General features: G+C 70.4%; 15 protein-coding genes. 7 read left to right on the top strand and 8 right to left on the bottom strand.

From position 1 onward, the window contains the following. Positions 1–21: 21 nt before the first annotated feature. From ACTMTF_RS09630 to ACTMTF_RS09610, 5 genes are all read left to right on the top strand, one after another. Positions 22–1,131 (top strand): Gfo/Idh/MocA family protein, encoded by a 1,110-nt coding sequence (locus tag ACTMTF_RS09630; RefSeq protein WP_441110279.1) that lies wholly within the window; start codon positions 22–24, stop codon positions 1,129–1,131. Continuing rightward, on the top strand, positions 1,131–2,066 hold the full coding sequence (locus tag ACTMTF_RS09625; RefSeq protein ID WP_441110278.1) for a PmoA family protein: 936 nt from the start codon (positions 1,131–1,133) through the stop codon (positions 2,064–2,066). Before ACTMTF_RS09630 ends, ACTMTF_RS09625 begins: the two co-directional genes overlap by 1 nt. Continuing rightward, the gene (locus ACTMTF_RS09620; protein ID WP_441110277.1) at positions 2,063–2,857 is read left to right on the top strand and encodes a cupin domain-containing protein; all 795 of its coding nucleotides are present in this window, start codon (positions 2,063–2,065) and stop codon (positions 2,855–2,857) included. Before ACTMTF_RS09625 ends, ACTMTF_RS09620 begins: the two co-directional genes overlap by 4 nt. Positions 2,858–2,935: 78 nt before the next feature. Next, the gene (locus ACTMTF_RS09615; protein ID WP_441110276.1) at positions 2,936–4,042 is read left to right on the top strand and encodes a LacI family DNA-binding transcriptional regulator; all 1,107 of its coding nucleotides are present in this window, start codon (positions 2,936–2,938) and stop codon (positions 4,040–4,042) included. 109 nt (positions 4,043–4,151) lie between these two features. Further along, positions 4,152–4,796 (top strand): adenylate kinase family protein, encoded by a 645-nt coding sequence (locus tag ACTMTF_RS09610; protein ID WP_441110275.1) that lies wholly within the window; start codon positions 4,152–4,154, stop codon positions 4,794–4,796. Positions 4,797–4,809: 13 nt separating this feature from the next. Here ACTMTF_RS09610 and ACTMTF_RS09605 read toward each other — a convergent pair whose 3' ends face one another. Then, positions 4,810–5,253, bottom strand: a complete 444-nt coding sequence (locus ACTMTF_RS09605; RefSeq protein WP_441110274.1) for a hypothetical protein — start codon at positions 5,251–5,253, stop codon at positions 4,810–4,812. Positions 5,254–5,373: 120 nt separating this feature from the next. Here ACTMTF_RS09605 and ACTMTF_RS09600 point away from each other — a divergent pair, with 120 nt between their 5' ends. Beyond that, positions 5,374–6,951: an endonuclease/exonuclease/phosphatase family protein gene (locus ACTMTF_RS09600; RefSeq protein ID WP_441110273.1), complete on the top strand. Its 1,578-nt coding sequence runs from the start codon at positions 5,374–5,376 to the stop codon at positions 6,949–6,951. Here the strand turns inward: ACTMTF_RS09600 and ACTMTF_RS09595 are convergent. From ACTMTF_RS09595 to ACTMTF_RS09570, 6 genes are all read right to left on the bottom strand, one after another. Then, positions 6,938–7,753, bottom strand: a complete 816-nt coding sequence (locus ACTMTF_RS09595) for a glycerophosphodiester phosphodiesterase (protein ID WP_441110272.1) — start codon at positions 7,751–7,753, stop codon at positions 6,938–6,940. The two genes, ACTMTF_RS09600 and ACTMTF_RS09595, sit on opposite strands and share 14 nt — an antisense overlap. Before the next feature lie 115 nt (positions 7,754–7,868). Further along, the gene (locus tag ACTMTF_RS09590) at positions 7,869–8,552 is read right to left on the bottom strand and encodes a hypothetical protein (protein ID WP_397009718.1); all 684 of its coding nucleotides are present in this window, start codon (positions 8,550–8,552) and stop codon (positions 7,869–7,871) included. Further along, positions 8,549–9,439 carry a carbohydrate ABC transporter permease gene (locus tag ACTMTF_RS09585; protein WP_441110271.1) on the bottom strand — a complete coding sequence of 297 codons (891 nt, stop codon included), beginning with the start codon at positions 9,437–9,439 and terminating at the stop codon, positions 8,549–8,551. Before ACTMTF_RS09585 ends, ACTMTF_RS09590 begins: the two co-directional genes overlap by 4 nt. After that, entirely contained in the window at positions 9,436–10,371 is a 936-nt protein-coding gene (locus ACTMTF_RS09580) for a carbohydrate ABC transporter permease (RefSeq protein ID WP_397009722.1), read from the bottom strand. The genes ACTMTF_RS09585 and ACTMTF_RS09580 overlap by 4 nt, the downstream gene beginning before the upstream one ends. A 75-nt stretch (positions 10,372–10,446) precedes the next feature. After that, positions 10,447–11,718, bottom strand: coding sequence for an ABC transporter substrate-binding protein (locus ACTMTF_RS09575; RefSeq protein WP_397009724.1), 1,272 nt, complete (start codon positions 11,716–11,718; stop codon positions 10,447–10,449). Between the two features lie 68 nt (positions 11,719–11,786). Further along, the gene (locus ACTMTF_RS09570; protein WP_441110270.1) at positions 11,787–12,806 is read right to left on the bottom strand and encodes a hydroxyacid dehydrogenase; all 1,020 of its coding nucleotides are present in this window, start codon (positions 12,804–12,806) and stop codon (positions 11,787–11,789) included. 377 nt (positions 12,807–13,183) lie between these two features. On the opposite strand from ACTMTF_RS09570, the gene ACTMTF_RS09565 reads away from it, so the two are divergent. Continuing rightward, positions 13,184–15,151, top strand: coding sequence for a DUF2264 domain-containing protein (locus ACTMTF_RS09565; RefSeq protein ID WP_441110269.1), 1,968 nt, complete (start codon positions 13,184–13,186; stop codon positions 15,149–15,151). Between the two features lie 354 nt (positions 15,152–15,505). Here the strand turns inward: ACTMTF_RS09565 and ACTMTF_RS09560 are convergent, their stop codons facing one another. Next, positions 15,506–15,667, bottom strand: a complete 162-nt coding sequence (locus tag ACTMTF_RS09560) for a DUF397 domain-containing protein (RefSeq protein ID WP_441110268.1) — start codon at positions 15,665–15,667, stop codon at positions 15,506–15,508. Positions 15,668–15,679: the final 12 nt, after the last annotated feature.

Raw genomic sequence — 15,679 nt, 5'->3', positions numbered from 1 at the left:
TCCCGGCGTTTGAAGGATCTTATGTCTCAACCCCGCTACCGGGCCGCGATCGTCGGCACCGGTGGGATCGCCACCGCACACGCACAGGCCCTGGCCCGCTCCGGCGGACGGGCCGACCTCGTCGCCGCGGTCGACGTGGACCCCGACCGAGCCCGGACCTTCGCCGCCACGTGGAACGTGCCGCGCGCCTACGCGAGCCTGACCGAGCTGCTCCGCGAGGAGGAGGTGGACCTGGTCCACCTGTGCACCCCGCCCCTGCTGCACGCGCCGCAGGCGCTGGAGTGCCTGGCGGCCGGCGTCACCGTGCTGATGGAGAAGCCGCCGACGCTCTCCCTCGCCGAGCTCGACACCCTGATCGAGGCCGAACGCCGCTCCACCGGCCACGTCGCCACCGTCTTCCAGCACCGGTTCGGCGCCGGCGCCGCCCGGCTGCGCGGGCTGCTGGCCTCCGGCGAGCTCGGCCGCCCGCTGCTGGCCACCTGCCTCACCCAGTGGTACCGCGACGAGGCCTACTTCGCCGTCCCCTGGCGCGGCACTTGGGAGTCCGAGGGCGGCGGGCCCACCATGGGCCACGGCATCCACCAGTTCGACCTGCTCTTCTCCGTGCTCGGCCCGTGGCGGGAGGTCAGCGCGATGGCCGCCCGCCAGGCCCGCGACACCGAGACCGAGGACGTGTCGATGGCGCTGGTGACCTTCGACGGCGGCGCGATGGCCACGGTGGTGAACTCGGTGGTGTCGCCGAGGGAGACGTCCGTGCTCCGCTTCGACTTCGAGCGCGCCACCGTCGAGGTCGAGCACCTGTACGGCTACACCGACGACGACTGGACCATCACCCCGGCTCCGGGGCACGAGAAGGTGGCCGAGCTCTGGCAGCCCGACCCCGACGCCGTGCGGAGCAACCACGACGGCCAGTTCGCCGCGGTCCTGGACGCGCTCGACCGGGGCGAGGCGCCCCCCGTCACGCTGGAGGAGGCGAGGCGGACGATGGAGTTCGTCGCCGCCGTCTACGCCTCTTCCTTCACCGGGCGGCGCGTCCGCAGCGGCGAACTCGGCCCCGGCAGCCCCTTCGCCGAGCGCATGGACGGGTCGGGCGCCCCCTGGAAGACCCCTTCGAGCGAAGCGAGCCAGTGATGACCCCCACCCTGCAGGCCGGCCACGCGCTCGGCCGTTCGGTCACCGTCTCCGCGGGTGACGTCGAGCTCTTCACCTACACCTACCGGCCCGACACCCCCGTGCTGGAGTCGCCGAAGCCCTACCTGCACCCGCTCCGCACCCTGACCGGCGACGTGGTCTCGCTGTTCCGGCCGCACGACCACGTCTGGCACAAGGGCATCGCCTGGTCGCTGCCGCATGTGGGCGAGCACAACTTCTGGGGCGGGCCCACGTATGTCCAGGGGAATTACGTACAGCTCGAGAACAACGGCAGCGCCGTCCACCGCGACATGACCGAGCTGGCGGCCACCGGCGACCGGGTGCGGATCGCGCATCGCCTGGACTGGATCTCCCAGGCGGGCCGGCCCGTCATCGAGGAGCGGCGGGCGCTGACGGCCACCGTGGTGGACGCGACGACCTGGGCGCTGGTGTTCGAGACGGCCATGACGAACGTGTCCGGGGCCACGCTCGACTTCGGCTCCCCGACGACCAAGGGGCGCGAGAACGCCGGCTACGGCGGCCTGTTCTGGCGCGGCCCGCGATCGTTCACCGGCGGTATCATCCAGTCGCCGACCGGTGCGGGCGGCGACGAGCTGCGGGGGGTGCGGGCGGAGTGGTTCGGCTTCCGGGGCCGTCACGACGGGAGCGGCGCCTGGTCGACGATCGTCATGGTCGACGACACCGCCAACCCGCAGCATCCGCCGCAGTGGTTCGCCCGCAGCGAGATGTTCGCCTGCCTCAGCCCGGCGCCGTTCTTCAGCGAGGAGGTCCCGCTGGCGGACGGGGAGACGATGAGCTTCCGGTACGCGGTCGTCGTGGCCGACGGTGACCGGGGCGAGGACGGCTCGGCGCTCCTGGCCGACCAGGGCCGCGCCGCCCTGGCCGCCCTCGCCACCGGGAGGGACCGAGCATGACCCCACCCCCTCCGGGCGGCTCGCTCGCGTCCTACGGTGAGACTCCCGCGTTTCCCGGAGGCACGTCCGTCAGCAGGCTGGCGGTCTACTCGGGAGCCTGCGCCGACGGCCTGGAGGGCGGCACGCCGCACCTGCACACGGCCTCCACCGAGGCGTACGTCGTCATCGCCGGTCGTGGCGCCCTGCAGACGCTCGACATGAGCGGCTTCCGGGAGACCGAGCTGAGCAGCGGCTCGACCGTGTGGTTCACGCCCGGCACCATCCATCGGGCGATCAACGGGGGCGGCCTGGAAGTGGTCGTCGTCATGCAGAACGCCGGCCTGCCCGAGGCCGGCGACGCGGTCATGACCTTCCCGCCGGAGATCGTCGGCGACCCGGCCCGCTACCGGGAGGCCGCCACCCTCCCGTCCGGCGACCCCGCCACGGTGGAGGCGGCGGTCCGGCGGCGGCGCGAACTCGCCGTCGCGGGTTTCCTGCGGCTCGCCGACGCCGCCCGCGACGGCGACCTCGCCCCGCTGCGCAGCCTGTACGCGAGCGCGGTCGCGCTGGTCCGGCCCTCGGTCGCACGCTGGCGCGAGATCTGGGAGGCCACGGTCGCCCGGGAGACCCGAGAGACGGTGTCGATCCTCGACGCGCTCGAACGCGGCGACGGCGACCACCTCCTGCGCTCCTCGCTCCTCGAAGCCCCACCCGAGCCCCGATGGGGGATGTGCGGCCACCTCCAGGCGCACGACGTCGCCCACCCCCTGGTGCACGCTCCGGAAACCGGGCAACGACAGGCCGGGCAATGACAGGCCGGGCAATGACAGGCCGGATGGTGACAGGCCGGGCGATGACACACCGCGTGATGACACGCCGGGTGCGGCGCCATGGATGAGGCCCCGCCGGCGTCGGCCGCCGGCGTCCGGGCGTCGGTGACGCTGCACGACGTGGCACGTGAGGCCGGTGTCTCCATCGCCACCGCCTCGCGGGCGCTCAACGGCAGCGCCCGCAACGTCCGCACGGAGAACGCCTCCCGGGTGCGCGCGGCGGCGGCCAAGCTCAACTATCGGCCGCACCCGTCGGCGCAGGCCGTCGCGAGGGGTTCGACGCCGACCGTGGCGCTGGTGGTGGGCGACGTGGCCGACCCCTACTTCTCGGCCATCGCGGCCGGGGTCACCCAGGCGGCCGAGGCGGCCGGGCTCGTCGTCACCATGGCGGTCGCGGGCCGCTCCCCGCAGCGCGAGCTCGAACTCGAACTCGTCAGGACGCTACGGGGACAGCGTCCGCGCGTCATCGTGGTCGCGGGCACTCGCGTCGACAATGTCGACAATGTCGACAATGTCGGCGGTGCTGGCGGTGCTGGCGGTACGGACACGCGTGGCGCGCTCGCCGGTGAGCTGGAGGAGTACCAGGCGGCCGGGGGCCGGGTCGTCATGGTCAGCCAGCGGGACCTGCCGTTCGACACCGTCACCATCGACAACACCGGCGGCGCCCACCGGCTCGCCCTAGCCCTGGCCGGCGCGGGCTACCGGCGCTTCGCGATCTTCCGGGCGCCTGACTCCGTCCGCACGTCCCGCGACCGGGTCGCGGGCTTCACGGCGGGGCTGCGCGCCTCGGGGCTCACCCTCGACGACCGGTTCGTGTTCGAGACCGAGTTCACGCGCGGCGGCGGCTACGACGCGGCCCGGAAGCTCGCCGATCGGGGCGCCGGTGAGGTGGAGGTCGTCTTCGCGGTCAACGACGTGATGGCCATCGGCGCCATGACGGCCTTCCGCGACGCCGGTCTCGTCCCCGGCGAGGACATCGCGGTCGCCGGTTTCGACGACATCGACTCGGCGATCGACGTCACCCCGGCGCTCACCTCCGTCGCCGTACCCCTGAGGGAGGCGGGGCGGGCCGCCATGCGGCTCGCGCTGGGCGGTGGTCCGGGCCCGGACACCGTACAGATCCCCACCGGCGTCGTCCTGCGGGAGAGCACTCCCATCCGGCGCTGATCCTCTTCCTCCGCCCGAGCGTACAGAGTGGATCTTGCCGGGCGTGGCCTGTGGCATGGTGGCGGGACGACGAGATGAGGAAGAGGACGATATGCGGAAATATGTGATCATGGGAGTGCAAGGGAGCGGCAAGGGCACCCAGAGCACGTTGCTGGCCGACGACCTCGACCTGGTCCACATCAGCGTCGGCAACATCTTCCGCTGGCACGTCAAGAACCACACCAAGCTCGGCGCCCAGGTCCGCCGCCTGGTCGCCGCCGGTGAGCTGGTGGGGGACGACCTGGTGGAGGACGTGGTCAGGGAGCGGCTCCAGCAGCATGACTGGAACTACGGCTTCCTGATCGACGGCTTCCCCCGTAACCGGCGCCAGGCGGAGTTCTTCCTGGAGAGCTATGACATCGACGGGGTGATCCTGCTCGACCTGCCCGACGACGAGGTGCGGCGGCGCGTCCTGGCCCGGCGGCTGTGCTCGCGGTGCGGCATGGACTACAACCTCATCGCCCACCGCCCCGAGGCCGAGGGCAGGTGCGACGTCTGCGGCGGCGAGCTCGTCACCCGCGCGGACGACACCCCGGACGCACTGGCCAGGCGGCTGCGCGACTACCACGACAAGATCGACCCGGTGGTGGAGCTGTTCCGCCGCAAGGAGTACGTGATGACGATCGACGCCCGAGCCGACAAGATCGCGGTCCAGCAGGAGATCCGCGCCCGGTTCGACCTGCCGCCCTACGCGCCGGACGACGGGCGTGACTGACGAGCCGTAGATCTCAGGGAGCGGTCTCGTGGCCGGGCAGGCCGGGCGTGCGCCGCTTCTGCTTCAGCTCCGCCTCGTACAGGTGCGGGCGCCCGCCCGCCAGACGCTCGCGCGCGTCCGCCTCCAGGGCCTGGAACGTCGCGTAGTACAGCGCGTCGTACTCCTCGCACACCTGGAACGTCCACCGCCCCTGGATGACGTTCAGCCCGATCAGGTCCCGCTCGATCCGATCGGCGATCTCCTGGTGCCCGGCCCTGCGCAGCAGCTCGACGGCCTTGTCCAGGCCGGCGTCCGCGCTGCCGGTGAGCTGGTGCCAGGAGTAGAGGTGGCCGCGCGCCCGGTGGGTCCGTTCCAGCGCCTCGCTGAGCGCGCCCAGCGCCTCGACGGTCTCGTCGCTCACCCCCTCGGGGCGGCGGTGGTCGGGATCGGGCTCGTCGGTCACACGTTCGGCTGCCATGGTCAGACGGCTACCCACGAACGCGCTCATCGTCACCACCACCTGCGGTCAGGTGCCGTACACCTCCTGGATTCCCGTGTAGGAGAGCCTGTCCAGAGTTCCGCACGATGAAGGATTCCTATGCGCCGCACCCTGCTTCTGACCACCGCACTGCTGGCCGCCGTGGCCCTGCCGGCCGTCCCGGCCCAGGCTGTCCCGGCCCAGGCCGACGCCCAGGCCGGCCGGGCCCGGGCGGGGGCGCCCGACGGCACGCTCACGCTCCGATCCGCGAGCGTCAAGGCGAGCGACCCGATCGAGCTGTCCTACTCCACGCCGCGCCCGGACCCCACGAACTGGATCGGCCTCTACACCGACCCCGGCAACGGCCCGGTCGCGGAGAAGTACGTCGGCCCCTCGCTCACGTGGGTCTACATCCCCGCCGCGACCGGCACCGCCACGCTGCCCACCGACGGGCTCGAACCCGGCGACTACGTCGCCTACGCGCTGGCCGAGGACGGCTATGCGTGGCTGGCCCAGCCGGTCAAGATGAAGGTCGTGAGCAGCGAACCCGTCCACTTCATGACCGACCGCTTCACCCTGCGCAACGCCCGCGCGAAGACGCCGTACACCGCGCGTGTCACGGGCACGGTCCGTGGCCAGGCGACCTTCCGCAAGGTGAGCGGCCCCGCCTGGCTGCGGGTGAGCGCCGACGGCGGGGTCACCGGCACGCCGCCGGCCGCCGCCTCGGCGAAGACGGCCACGTTCGAGGTGGAGGCGCGCGACGCGGCCGGTGCGCGGGACACCGCCACGGTCGCCGTCCGCGTCCGGCCGCCCGGCGGGCCGCTGGTGCCCGAGCTGCGGGCCATGAGCTGGAACCTGTGGCACGGCGGCAGCCAGGTCAGGGGAGGCAGGGAGAAGCAGCTGAAGTTCCTCCTCGATAGCGACGTGGACGTGGTCGGACTGCAGGAGACGTCCTCCACCTCCGCCAGGGAGCTGGCCGAGGCCCTCGGCTGGGACCACTATCAGGCGGGCTCCGACCTGGGCATCATCAGCCGCTACCCGATCGTCTCGCGGGGGCCGCTGCCCGCCGAGTCCGGAATGCCGGCCGTCAGCGCCAGGATCGCGCTCGACGAGCGGCATGAGGTGGCCCTCTGGAACGTCCATCTCGGCTACACCCCGTACGGCCCGTACGACGCCTGTTTCGGCAGGTGGAGCGTCGAGCGGCTGATGGAGAGGGAGGCCGAGTCGAAGCGCACCGGCCAGATCCGGCAGATCATGTCGGCCATGTCCGGCGACCTGGCCGACGCGCGCCGTACCCCTGTGTTGTTGCTGGGCGACTTCAACGCGCCCTCGCACCTGGACTGGACGCCCGCGACCCAGCGCTGCGGCTACGAGTCGGTGGCCTGGCCCACCTCGGTCCTGCCCGAGCGGGCGGGCATGCGCGACTCCTACCGGGAGGCCCATCCGGACCCGGTCGCGGCTCCCGGCATCACCTGGTCGCCGATCTACACGACCTTCACCGGCGGGTACGGCCACGACGGCCACACCGGCGAGCCCGAGCCGCTGGACCGCATCGACTTCGTGCACTACAAGGGCGACCTCAGGGTGAAGGCGTCGGAGGCGGTGGTCGAGGGCGCCCCGACGCCCATCCCGAACCATCAGGACAACGCCTGGACCTCCGACCACGCCGCCGTCCTGACCACGTTCACAGCTCCCTGAGAACGTCGGGCCTGTTGGTGATGATGCCGTCCACCCCGGAGGCGATCATCCGGCGCATGGTCGCCGCGTCGTCCACGGTCCAGGTGAGGACCGCCATGTCCAGGTCGTGCACGCTCTCGACGTAGTCGCGGGTGACGTCGCCGTGCGGCGGGTTGATCTGGTCGGCGAACTCCGCCAGCGCGGGGAGTTCGCCGGCCGAGGGCGTCCCGAGCAGGCCGATGGGCGCCTCGGGCATCGTCTTGGCGAACCGGCGCATCGAGCCCCAGTCGAACGACTGCACGGCGAGCCCGCCGGACCACGAGCGGCGCAGCTCACGGGCGACTCTGGCCTCGATGCCCGGGTAGAGCCGCGGGGACTTGATCTCCAGCAGGAGGCCGAGCCCGCTGCCGCGCATCGCCTGCAGCGCCTCCTGCAGCGTGGGCACCGGCTCGGCATCGTCGCCGAACCACGAGCCGGCGTCCAGCTTCCGGATCTCCGCCAGGGTGAAGTCGGCCACCCGCCACGGCGCCCTGCCGGGGAAGACCCGCTCCACGTCGGTGGTGCGGGCCAGGGTGGTGTCGTGCATGAGCACGAGCCGGTGGTCGCTGGTCTCCTGGACGTCGAGCTCGAACATGTCCGCGCCCTGCCGCGCGGCCAGCCTGAACGCCGCGACGGTGTTCTCCGGCGCGTACGCCGACGCGCCGCGATGCGCCACGTTGATGGTGGAGGGGGCGGCGGTGGCCGGGTCGGCGGTGCCGGGTGAGGCGAGCGCCACCACAGCCGCCAGCACGGTCATGAAGATCAAGCCTGCTCGTCGGATCATGGGTCTCCTCGTACTCGGGAGTGGCCGATGATCCGAACATGACCTGCGGGTATGACCAAATGTTGAGAGGAGTGTGGACGCCCGATGAGCTTCCGGAGTCCCTTGTACGTTCCGGCTAGGCGGCCGGCAGCGCCGGGGTGACCACGTACCTGGTGGTGGACCAGGCCACGAACAGCAGGGGAGCGGTGGCCAGCAGGACGCCGAGCACCGGCTTGACCAGGATGACGGCGACGGCCAGGCCGAGCACGGCCACGGTGGGGGCGCTCAGGTACCAGCGCCGCGCCACCAGATAGAGGCACGGCAGGACCAGCCCGCGTGGCCGCACGTCACGCGGCGTCTCGGCGATCACCACGAGCAGCGCCACGGTCAGTGCCACGACCAGCACGGTCGCGGTGACGAAGAACGGCACCAGCACCGGCCCCCACGACGTCCGCGCGACCACGACGGCGTCCAGCACCAGCACGCACACCAGCACCGTCGCGGCCGCCCAGACGGCCAGCGCCCGGCCCGCGGCCTGACGGTAGCCGCCCCAGAAGGCGCGGAGCACGGCCGTCGACCCCTCGTTCAGCGCGGCGAAGCACCGGAACGCCCCGGCCAGCGCCGGCGCGCACAGCGCGGACAGCACGGCGAAGAACGGCCACGACACCAGCGGATCCCGCACGATAGCCAGCGCGACCAACAGCGGCGCGCACGCGACGGCGAGGAACAGGTTCGTCATCAGGCCGACGTACACGGTGTTGAACACCCGCTCGTACGTCGTCTGCTGGGCCGGTCGCAGCAGGCCGCGCACCGCGCTCACCCCTTGAGCCCGCTCGTCGCGATGCCCTGGATGAAGTAGCGCTGCCCGAACAGGAAGATGACCAGGATCGGCAGCACCGACAGCACCGCCCCGGTCATGATCATGGCGTATTCCACGCTGTACATGCCGACGAACGAGCGCAGGCCGAGCTGGATCGTCCACAGATCGTTGCTCGTCAGGTAGATGAACGGCCCCATGTAGTCGTTCCAGGTGTTCACGAACGTCAGCAGGGCCAGGCTCGCCAGCGCCGGCTTCGACAGCGGCAGCATGATCCGCCACCAGATGCCGTACTCACTGAGCCCGTCGATGCGCGCGGCCTCGCACAGCTCGTCGGGGATCGACATGTAGTACTGCCGCATGAGGAAGACGCCGAACGCGCCGAACGCCTGCAGCAGGATGATCGACAGGTGCGTGTTCGTCAGGCCGGCCTGGTGCATGATGATGTACTGCGGCACCATGTACGCCTGCCACGGCACCGCGATGGTGGCGATGTAGAGCAGGAAGAGCAGGTCCCGGCCGGGGAAGCGCACCTTGGCGAAGCCGTAGGCGGCGAAGCTGCCGGTGAGCAACTGCAGGAATGTGATCACGACCGACAGGTAGACCGAGTTGCCCAGGTAGGTCGCCAGCGGGATCTGCGTCCAGATGTCGACGAAGTTCGACCAGCGCAACTCCTCCGGAATCCACTGGATGGGGACGGAGAAGACCTGGTTGTTGCGCTTCAGCGACGACGACACCATCCACGCGAACGGCAGCAGCACCACCGCCGCCGCCACGAGCAGGGCGGCGTACGCCAGCACCATGCGGACCAGTCGCCGCCCCCGCCGCGACGGGGCGGCGGGCGCCGACCGGCGCTCCGTGGCCGGGGGAGCCTCGTGCAGCGCGGTCATGTGGCACTCCTCCGCTCGTTGATACGGAACTGGGCGACGGTCACGGCGAGCACGATCACGAACAGCACCAGGGCGATGGCCGAGGAGTAGCCGAACTGCCCCTCCCTGATGCCCTCCCGGTAGATGAGCAGCGACAGGACCAGCGTGCTACGGCCGGGGCCGCCGTCGGTCATGACCTGGATCAGGTCCAGGATCTTGAAGCTCTGAATCGTCAGCAGGACCAGCACGAAGAACGTCGTCGGCCGCAGGCACGGCAGCGTGATGCTCCAGAAGCGCTGCCAGGCGCCGGCCCCGTCGACCTTGGCCGCCTCGTAGTACTCCCGGGGGATCGTCTGCAACCCGGCCAGGAAGAGCACCATGTAGTAGCCCATGTCCCGCCACACGCTGGTCACGATCACCGTCGGCATCACCCAGTCGGTGCTCGCCACCCACCGGGGCGGCTCCGCCACGCCCAGCGCCGTGAGCAACTGGTTGACGGGCCCCGCCGACGGGTTGAACAGCATGTTGAACACCACGGCGACCGCGACGAGCGAGGTGATGTACGGGAAGAAGGCGGCGGTGCGGAAGAACCCCACGCCGCGCAGCTTCCTGTTGAGCACCAGCGCCAGGCAGAGCGCGGCGACCAGCGTCAGCGGGATGTGGCCGGCCGCGTAGTACAGGGTGTTGAAGAGCGCGACCCGGAAGTTCTCGTCGGAGAACATCTTCTGGAAGTTCTCCAGGCCCACCCACTCCGGCGTGCTGTAGGAGTCCCACTCCATGAACGCCAGGGCGAACGCCGCGCTCATCGGAATGAGCGTGAACAGGGCGAAGCCGATGAAGTTCGGCAGGATGAAGCTCCACCCGATCAGGGTGTTGCGCCAAGCGCGGGGCCGGCGGGGGGCGCTGGGCGACGGTTTGTCCGTCGGCGCCTGTTGCGTCATTACATGGGCCATGGTGGTCCTTCGTGACTTCCTATGCTGCGCTCAGGAGAGGGGGCGGGCGCCTGCTGGGCGCCCGCCGCCCTTCACTTAGCTGAGAACGTCGCTCTTGACGCGGTCGTTCATCGACTTGATGCCTTCGGCGGGCGTCTTGTCGCCGACCATGATGAGCTGGTGCTCCTCGTTGAGGATCGTGTCGATGTCGGACGCCTTCTCGCTGACGGGCATCTCCAGCACGACCTTGTCCGGCGTGAACGCCTTCTTTGACAACTCGTCGGTCGGCATGCCCTTGAGCTTGAAGTAGGCCTCGGTGATCTCCGGCGTCTGCAGCGCCGGCACCACGCCCACCTTGGTGATGGCCTCGGCCCCGGCCTTGCTCGCGGCGAACTCCACGAACTTCTTCGCCATGTCGGCGTGCTCGGCGTTCTTGTTCACGGCGAAGGCGGTCGGCGAGCCGAACGTCGTCACCCCGGTGCCGCCCGGACGCTGCGGCATCGGCGCCAGGGCCCAGTCGACCTTCGTCTCGCCCTTCTCCTTGGCCTCGAGAATGCCGGAGATGTACCAGGTGCCCATGGGCAGCATGGCCGTCGCCTCGGTCTCGAACATGGTGCGGTAGTCGGCCTGCTGGGCGGTCGCGGTGCCGTAGTCCAGCGTGTTGCCGGCCTTCTGCAGCGCGAGCGCCGTGTTGTACTGCTCGGTGAAGAAGGTGTAGTCGCCGCCGAGCTGGTCGCCGCCGGTCTGGGCCGCCGAGATCGCCTGGACCACCGACCGCCACGTGTGCTGGTAGGTGCCATAGACCTTCTTGGCGCCGTCGCCCTGGGTGAGCTGCTGCGCGTACTTGGCGTACTCGTCCCAGGTGATGCCGTCGGTGAACTTCACGCCGGCTTTCTCGGTGAGGCCCTTGTTGTAGTACAGCAGCCAGAAGTCCTGGCGGTACGGCATCGCGAAGTAAGCGTTGTTGACGTTGAACGCGTCCAGGCCGGCCAGCTTGGAGGTGTCGTTCTTCTTCACGATGTCGGTGATGTCGGTCAACTGTCCCCGGCTGGAGTAGCGGGAGTAGTCGATGACGTTCTTCATGGTGATGACGTCGGTCTTGTCGCCACCGGCCAGCATCGTGGTGACCTTGTCCGGGTAGTCGTCGGCGAGGATGTCGACGGGTTCCACCTTGACGCCCGGGTTCGCCGCCTCGAAGGCGTCGAACAGGGCCTTGAACTCAGGGGTTTTGGCGAGGTTCCACACCGTGACAGAGAGGGTGACGTCGCCGCCCTCGCTCTGGGCGGCTGGGTCGCTCGCGCCACAAGCGGTTACGGCGAGGGCTAGTGCGGCCGCGGCCGCCGCGCACTTCACAAGCTGACGTCGCACTCCGCGACCTCCTGGCGTGTTCGAAGCGATCATTGATCCGGTCTCCTTTCATGAGCCGGTCTCAGAGCTCAGGCGCTCACCACGAACTCGTCCCGGGTGATGGCCGCACGAGGCGGCCTGCCGGACAGGTAGCGTTCGAGCTCATCGAGCGCACTCTCGCTCATGCGCCGGGTCTCAGCCCCGAGAGACCCGGCGATGTGGGGGGTGATCATGACGTTGGGCAGGTCGTAGAGTAGCGAACTTGCGGGCAAAGGCTCAGGTTCTGTGACATCCAGGATCGCGTCCAGCCGGCCCGAGGCGCACTCGTTCTCCAGCGCGGTCGTGTCCAGGACCGCGCCGCGCGCGGTGTTGATGACGGTCGCGCCGTCCCTGAGCAGGGCGAGCTCCGCTGCCCCGATGAGGTTGCGGGTGGCGGGCAGCGCGGGGACGTGCAGGGTGAGCACGTCGCAGCGGCGCAGCAGTTCGGGCAGCGGCACCAGGCTGCCGCCCGCCGCGCTCACCTCTGCCGGATCGGCGTACGGGTCGGCCACCAGGATCGTCAGGTCCAGGCTGCGCAGGCGTTCGACGACCCGGCGTCCCGTCCGGGAGAAGCCGACGACGCCGATCGTCCGCCCGCGGTTGGACAGCTCCCCGCGTGCGGTGGCGTAGGAGGACCAGTCGTCGCGATGCAGGCGCGCGTCCTGGGCGAGGAAGGGGGCCTTCTTGCCGGCGAAGATGACCGCCGCGAGGGTGAACTCGGCGACCGGGATCGCGTTCTCGTCCGCGGCGGTGGTCACCAGGATGCCCCGGCGCCACACCTCGTCGGTGACGAACGAGCGGACCGTGCCGGCGCAGTGAAAGATCGCCTTGAGCTTCGGCGCGTCGGCGAGCCGCTCGGCCGTCAGCTGGGGGCAGCCCCACGAGGTCACCAGCACCTCCACCTCACGCAGCCGGCGCCGCACGTCCGGATCGTCCAGATCGGTGATGGGGAACGGCTCCGCGAGCTGGGTCAGCGCACGCAACCGGCTGAGCTGCGGCTCAGGGAACTGCACGCTGAAGTGCGCGGGGTCCATGAGCAGCAGTGCCTGTGGTCGGCGTACGTCTCTCACACGGGTCCTTTCGGCGGGGAAGCGCTTTCCAGTGTCGCCGATCATGTCCGATCGTTTCAATCACGTCAATACTTTCTCAATCAATAACGATCAGTTCATCCGATCGTTATTGATCAGTTGACGTGCTGCTCTCTGTCCTGCGGAAGATCGAGGATGACGACGCGACAGGACGAAGTTGTGATGCTGTCACCGGCCCTCCGGGGCGTCAAGGGCGGTGCGCGGAGCCGATCGGAGTGAGCGTTTCTGATCAAAAACGAGCACAGTTGTCTTGACGCCTTGCGGTCCCGATGCCAGCATCACGTCCCGTCACTCGGCGGGCGGCCGAGCGACGAACCAGCGCGTCGCGACCGGCGACGCCCCACCGCACAGGAGGACCCATGCGCACGCTGCGAGAGTTCGACGACCGGCGGCTCTCGCCGTACACCGGATGGACCAGGGACCACTGGGCGGCACTCGCCGACCACCTGCTGCTGTCCGCGCGGCGCCACGCCTCCGACGGCCACGCGCGCATCACCTTCCCCGGCCCGGCCGGGGGTTACGGCACCGACGTGGACGGGCTCGAAGGCTTCGCGCGCACCTTCCTGGCGGCCGGGTTCAGGGTGGCGGGGGAGGACGGGCGCGACCCCCACGGGCTGCTGGAATGGTACGCGAAGGGCCTGGCCGCGGGCACGGACCCGCACTCGCCGGAGCGCTGGGTACGCCTCGACGAGCACGGCCAGCCCAAGGTCGAGGCCGCCTCCCTCGCCCTGGTGCTCCACCTGACCAGGCCCTGGCTGTGGGACCGGCTCGACCCGCGCGTGCAGGAACAGGTGGTCGACTACCTGACGCCAGCGATCGGGTCTGATTACCCGCCGATCAACTGGATCTGGTTCCAGATCGTGGTCGAGCAGTTCCTCCTGTCCGTCGGGGGCGCGGGCCGGCGTGCGGACATGCGCCGGGACATCGACGACGGGCTGGCGTTCACGGACGGGTTCGCGCGGGAGAACGGCTGGTACGCCGACGGCGCCGAACGGGCCTACGACCACTACTCGGGCTGGGCGTTGCAGTTCTACCCGGTCATGTGGACGGAGATGGCGGCCGGCGACCCGGCGGCCGACGCGCGCCGGGCCGTCTACCTGGAGCGGCTGGAGCGCTACCTGCAGGACGCGGTCCACCTCGTCGGCGCCGACGGATCGCCCCTCATCCAGGGGCGCAGCCTCACCTACCGGTTCGCCGCCGCCACCCCGTTCTGGACGGGCGCCCGCGCGGGCCTGACCACCCCCGCCCCGGGCCTGCTGCGCCGCGCCGCCTCCGGCATCGCCCGCCACTTCGTCGAGCACGGCGCCCCCGACGACGACGGCGTCCTCACCCTCGGCTGGCACCACCCCTGGCGGCCCATCGCCCAGACCTACTCCGGCCCCGGCTCCCCCTACTGGGCGGCCAAGGGGATGTTCGGCCTGTCGCTGCCCGCCGACCACCCGGTGTGGACCGCCGTCGAGGAGCCCCTCCCCGCCGAGGTCGGCGACTTCCGGCTCGCCATCCCGGCCCCCGGCTGGCTGGTCAGCGGCACCCGCGCCGACGGCGTCGTCCGCGTGCTCAATCACGGCACCGACCACTCACATCCGGGTACGAACCTGACCGACTCGCCGCTGTACGCGCGCCTCGGCTACTCGACCGCCACCTCGCCGGCCCTCGCGGGCGAGCACGCCGCCGAGCCCCTGGACCAGTCGGTCGCCATCCTCGACGAACACGGCCTGCCCAGCCACCGCACCGGCTTCGACACCCTCCTCGTCGACCACCTCCCCACCGGAACCCTCCTCGGCGCCTCCCGCTGGCAGGCTCACTGGGTCACCCCCGACCCCACCAGCCGCGACCACGGCTCCGGCCGCTCCGGCGCGGTCCGCCTCGGCCCCCACCTCACCGTCCTGTCCGCCGTACGCGGCCCCTGGGAGGTACGCCTCGTCCGCCTCACCGCAGCAGGCGACGTGACCGGCCCCCTGCGCATAGGCGGCTGGCCCCTTCCCGCCCAGACCCTTTCTACTGATGGCCCCTCGCTACCCGCCCAGACCCCCTCCTCCGGCGGAGCCTCGAACGGCACCCTTCACTCACACGTCCTCCCCGGCCCCGGCCTGGACCTGTCCGCAGTGACCGCCGCCGAGGACTCCTCACCGCTCGCCCCCTGGACCCTGATCCCCTGGTGCGCCACGAGCACGCCCGCCCACCCGGACACGTGGTACGAGGCCACCGTCTTCCTCGGCGGTCAGCCGCCGGAGAAGCCGCCGACGATCTCCTGGAACGGCCCGACGGCCCACCTCACCTGGCCGGACACCACCACCGACACCGTGGACACGTCCACCCTCGGCTGACCATCACTCGAATGGGCCCGTACACGTGTCTCCTTGTGACCCGCGTTTCTCCTTGTGACCCGCGTTCGGGACTTCAGGCATGCGGGCCGACCTCACTCAGCTCGAAAGCTGGCTCACCCGCGCGCCGCCACCATCCAGACCATCGATAACCTCTTCAGCGAACCGGGCTGACGAAGGATTCTGGAGTTAGCCGAGGAAGCCCTTCTTCGCGCCTGCCATGAGCATGTCCCAAGCATCCCGATCTATCCGGCCATGAATTCTTGATCCCGTTGAGCCCTGTTTCCGAAGGGCTCAACGGGTCTCGTCCTTGAAGAAGTCGAACTCGCCGGCGCGTACTCCGGCGACGAACGCCTCCTACTCAGATCTCGTATAGACGATCACCGGCCCTGCGGGATCCGTGCTGTGCCGTACGGCGACGCGATCGGTTCCGTCGTCAAGAGGCCTCGCCTCCACGCAATTGCCGCTGACGTCGGCGCTGAAGCTGCTGATGTGCCAGGAGATCACGGGGGTCGACATGAGGGGCGCGGC

The organism is Nonomuraea sp. ZG12 (assembly GCF_052068115.1).
Taxonomy (GTDB): Bacteria; Actinomycetota; Actinomycetes; order Streptosporangiales; family Streptosporangiaceae; genus Nonomuraea.
This window is presented reverse-complemented; position numbering and strand designations above follow the sequence as displayed.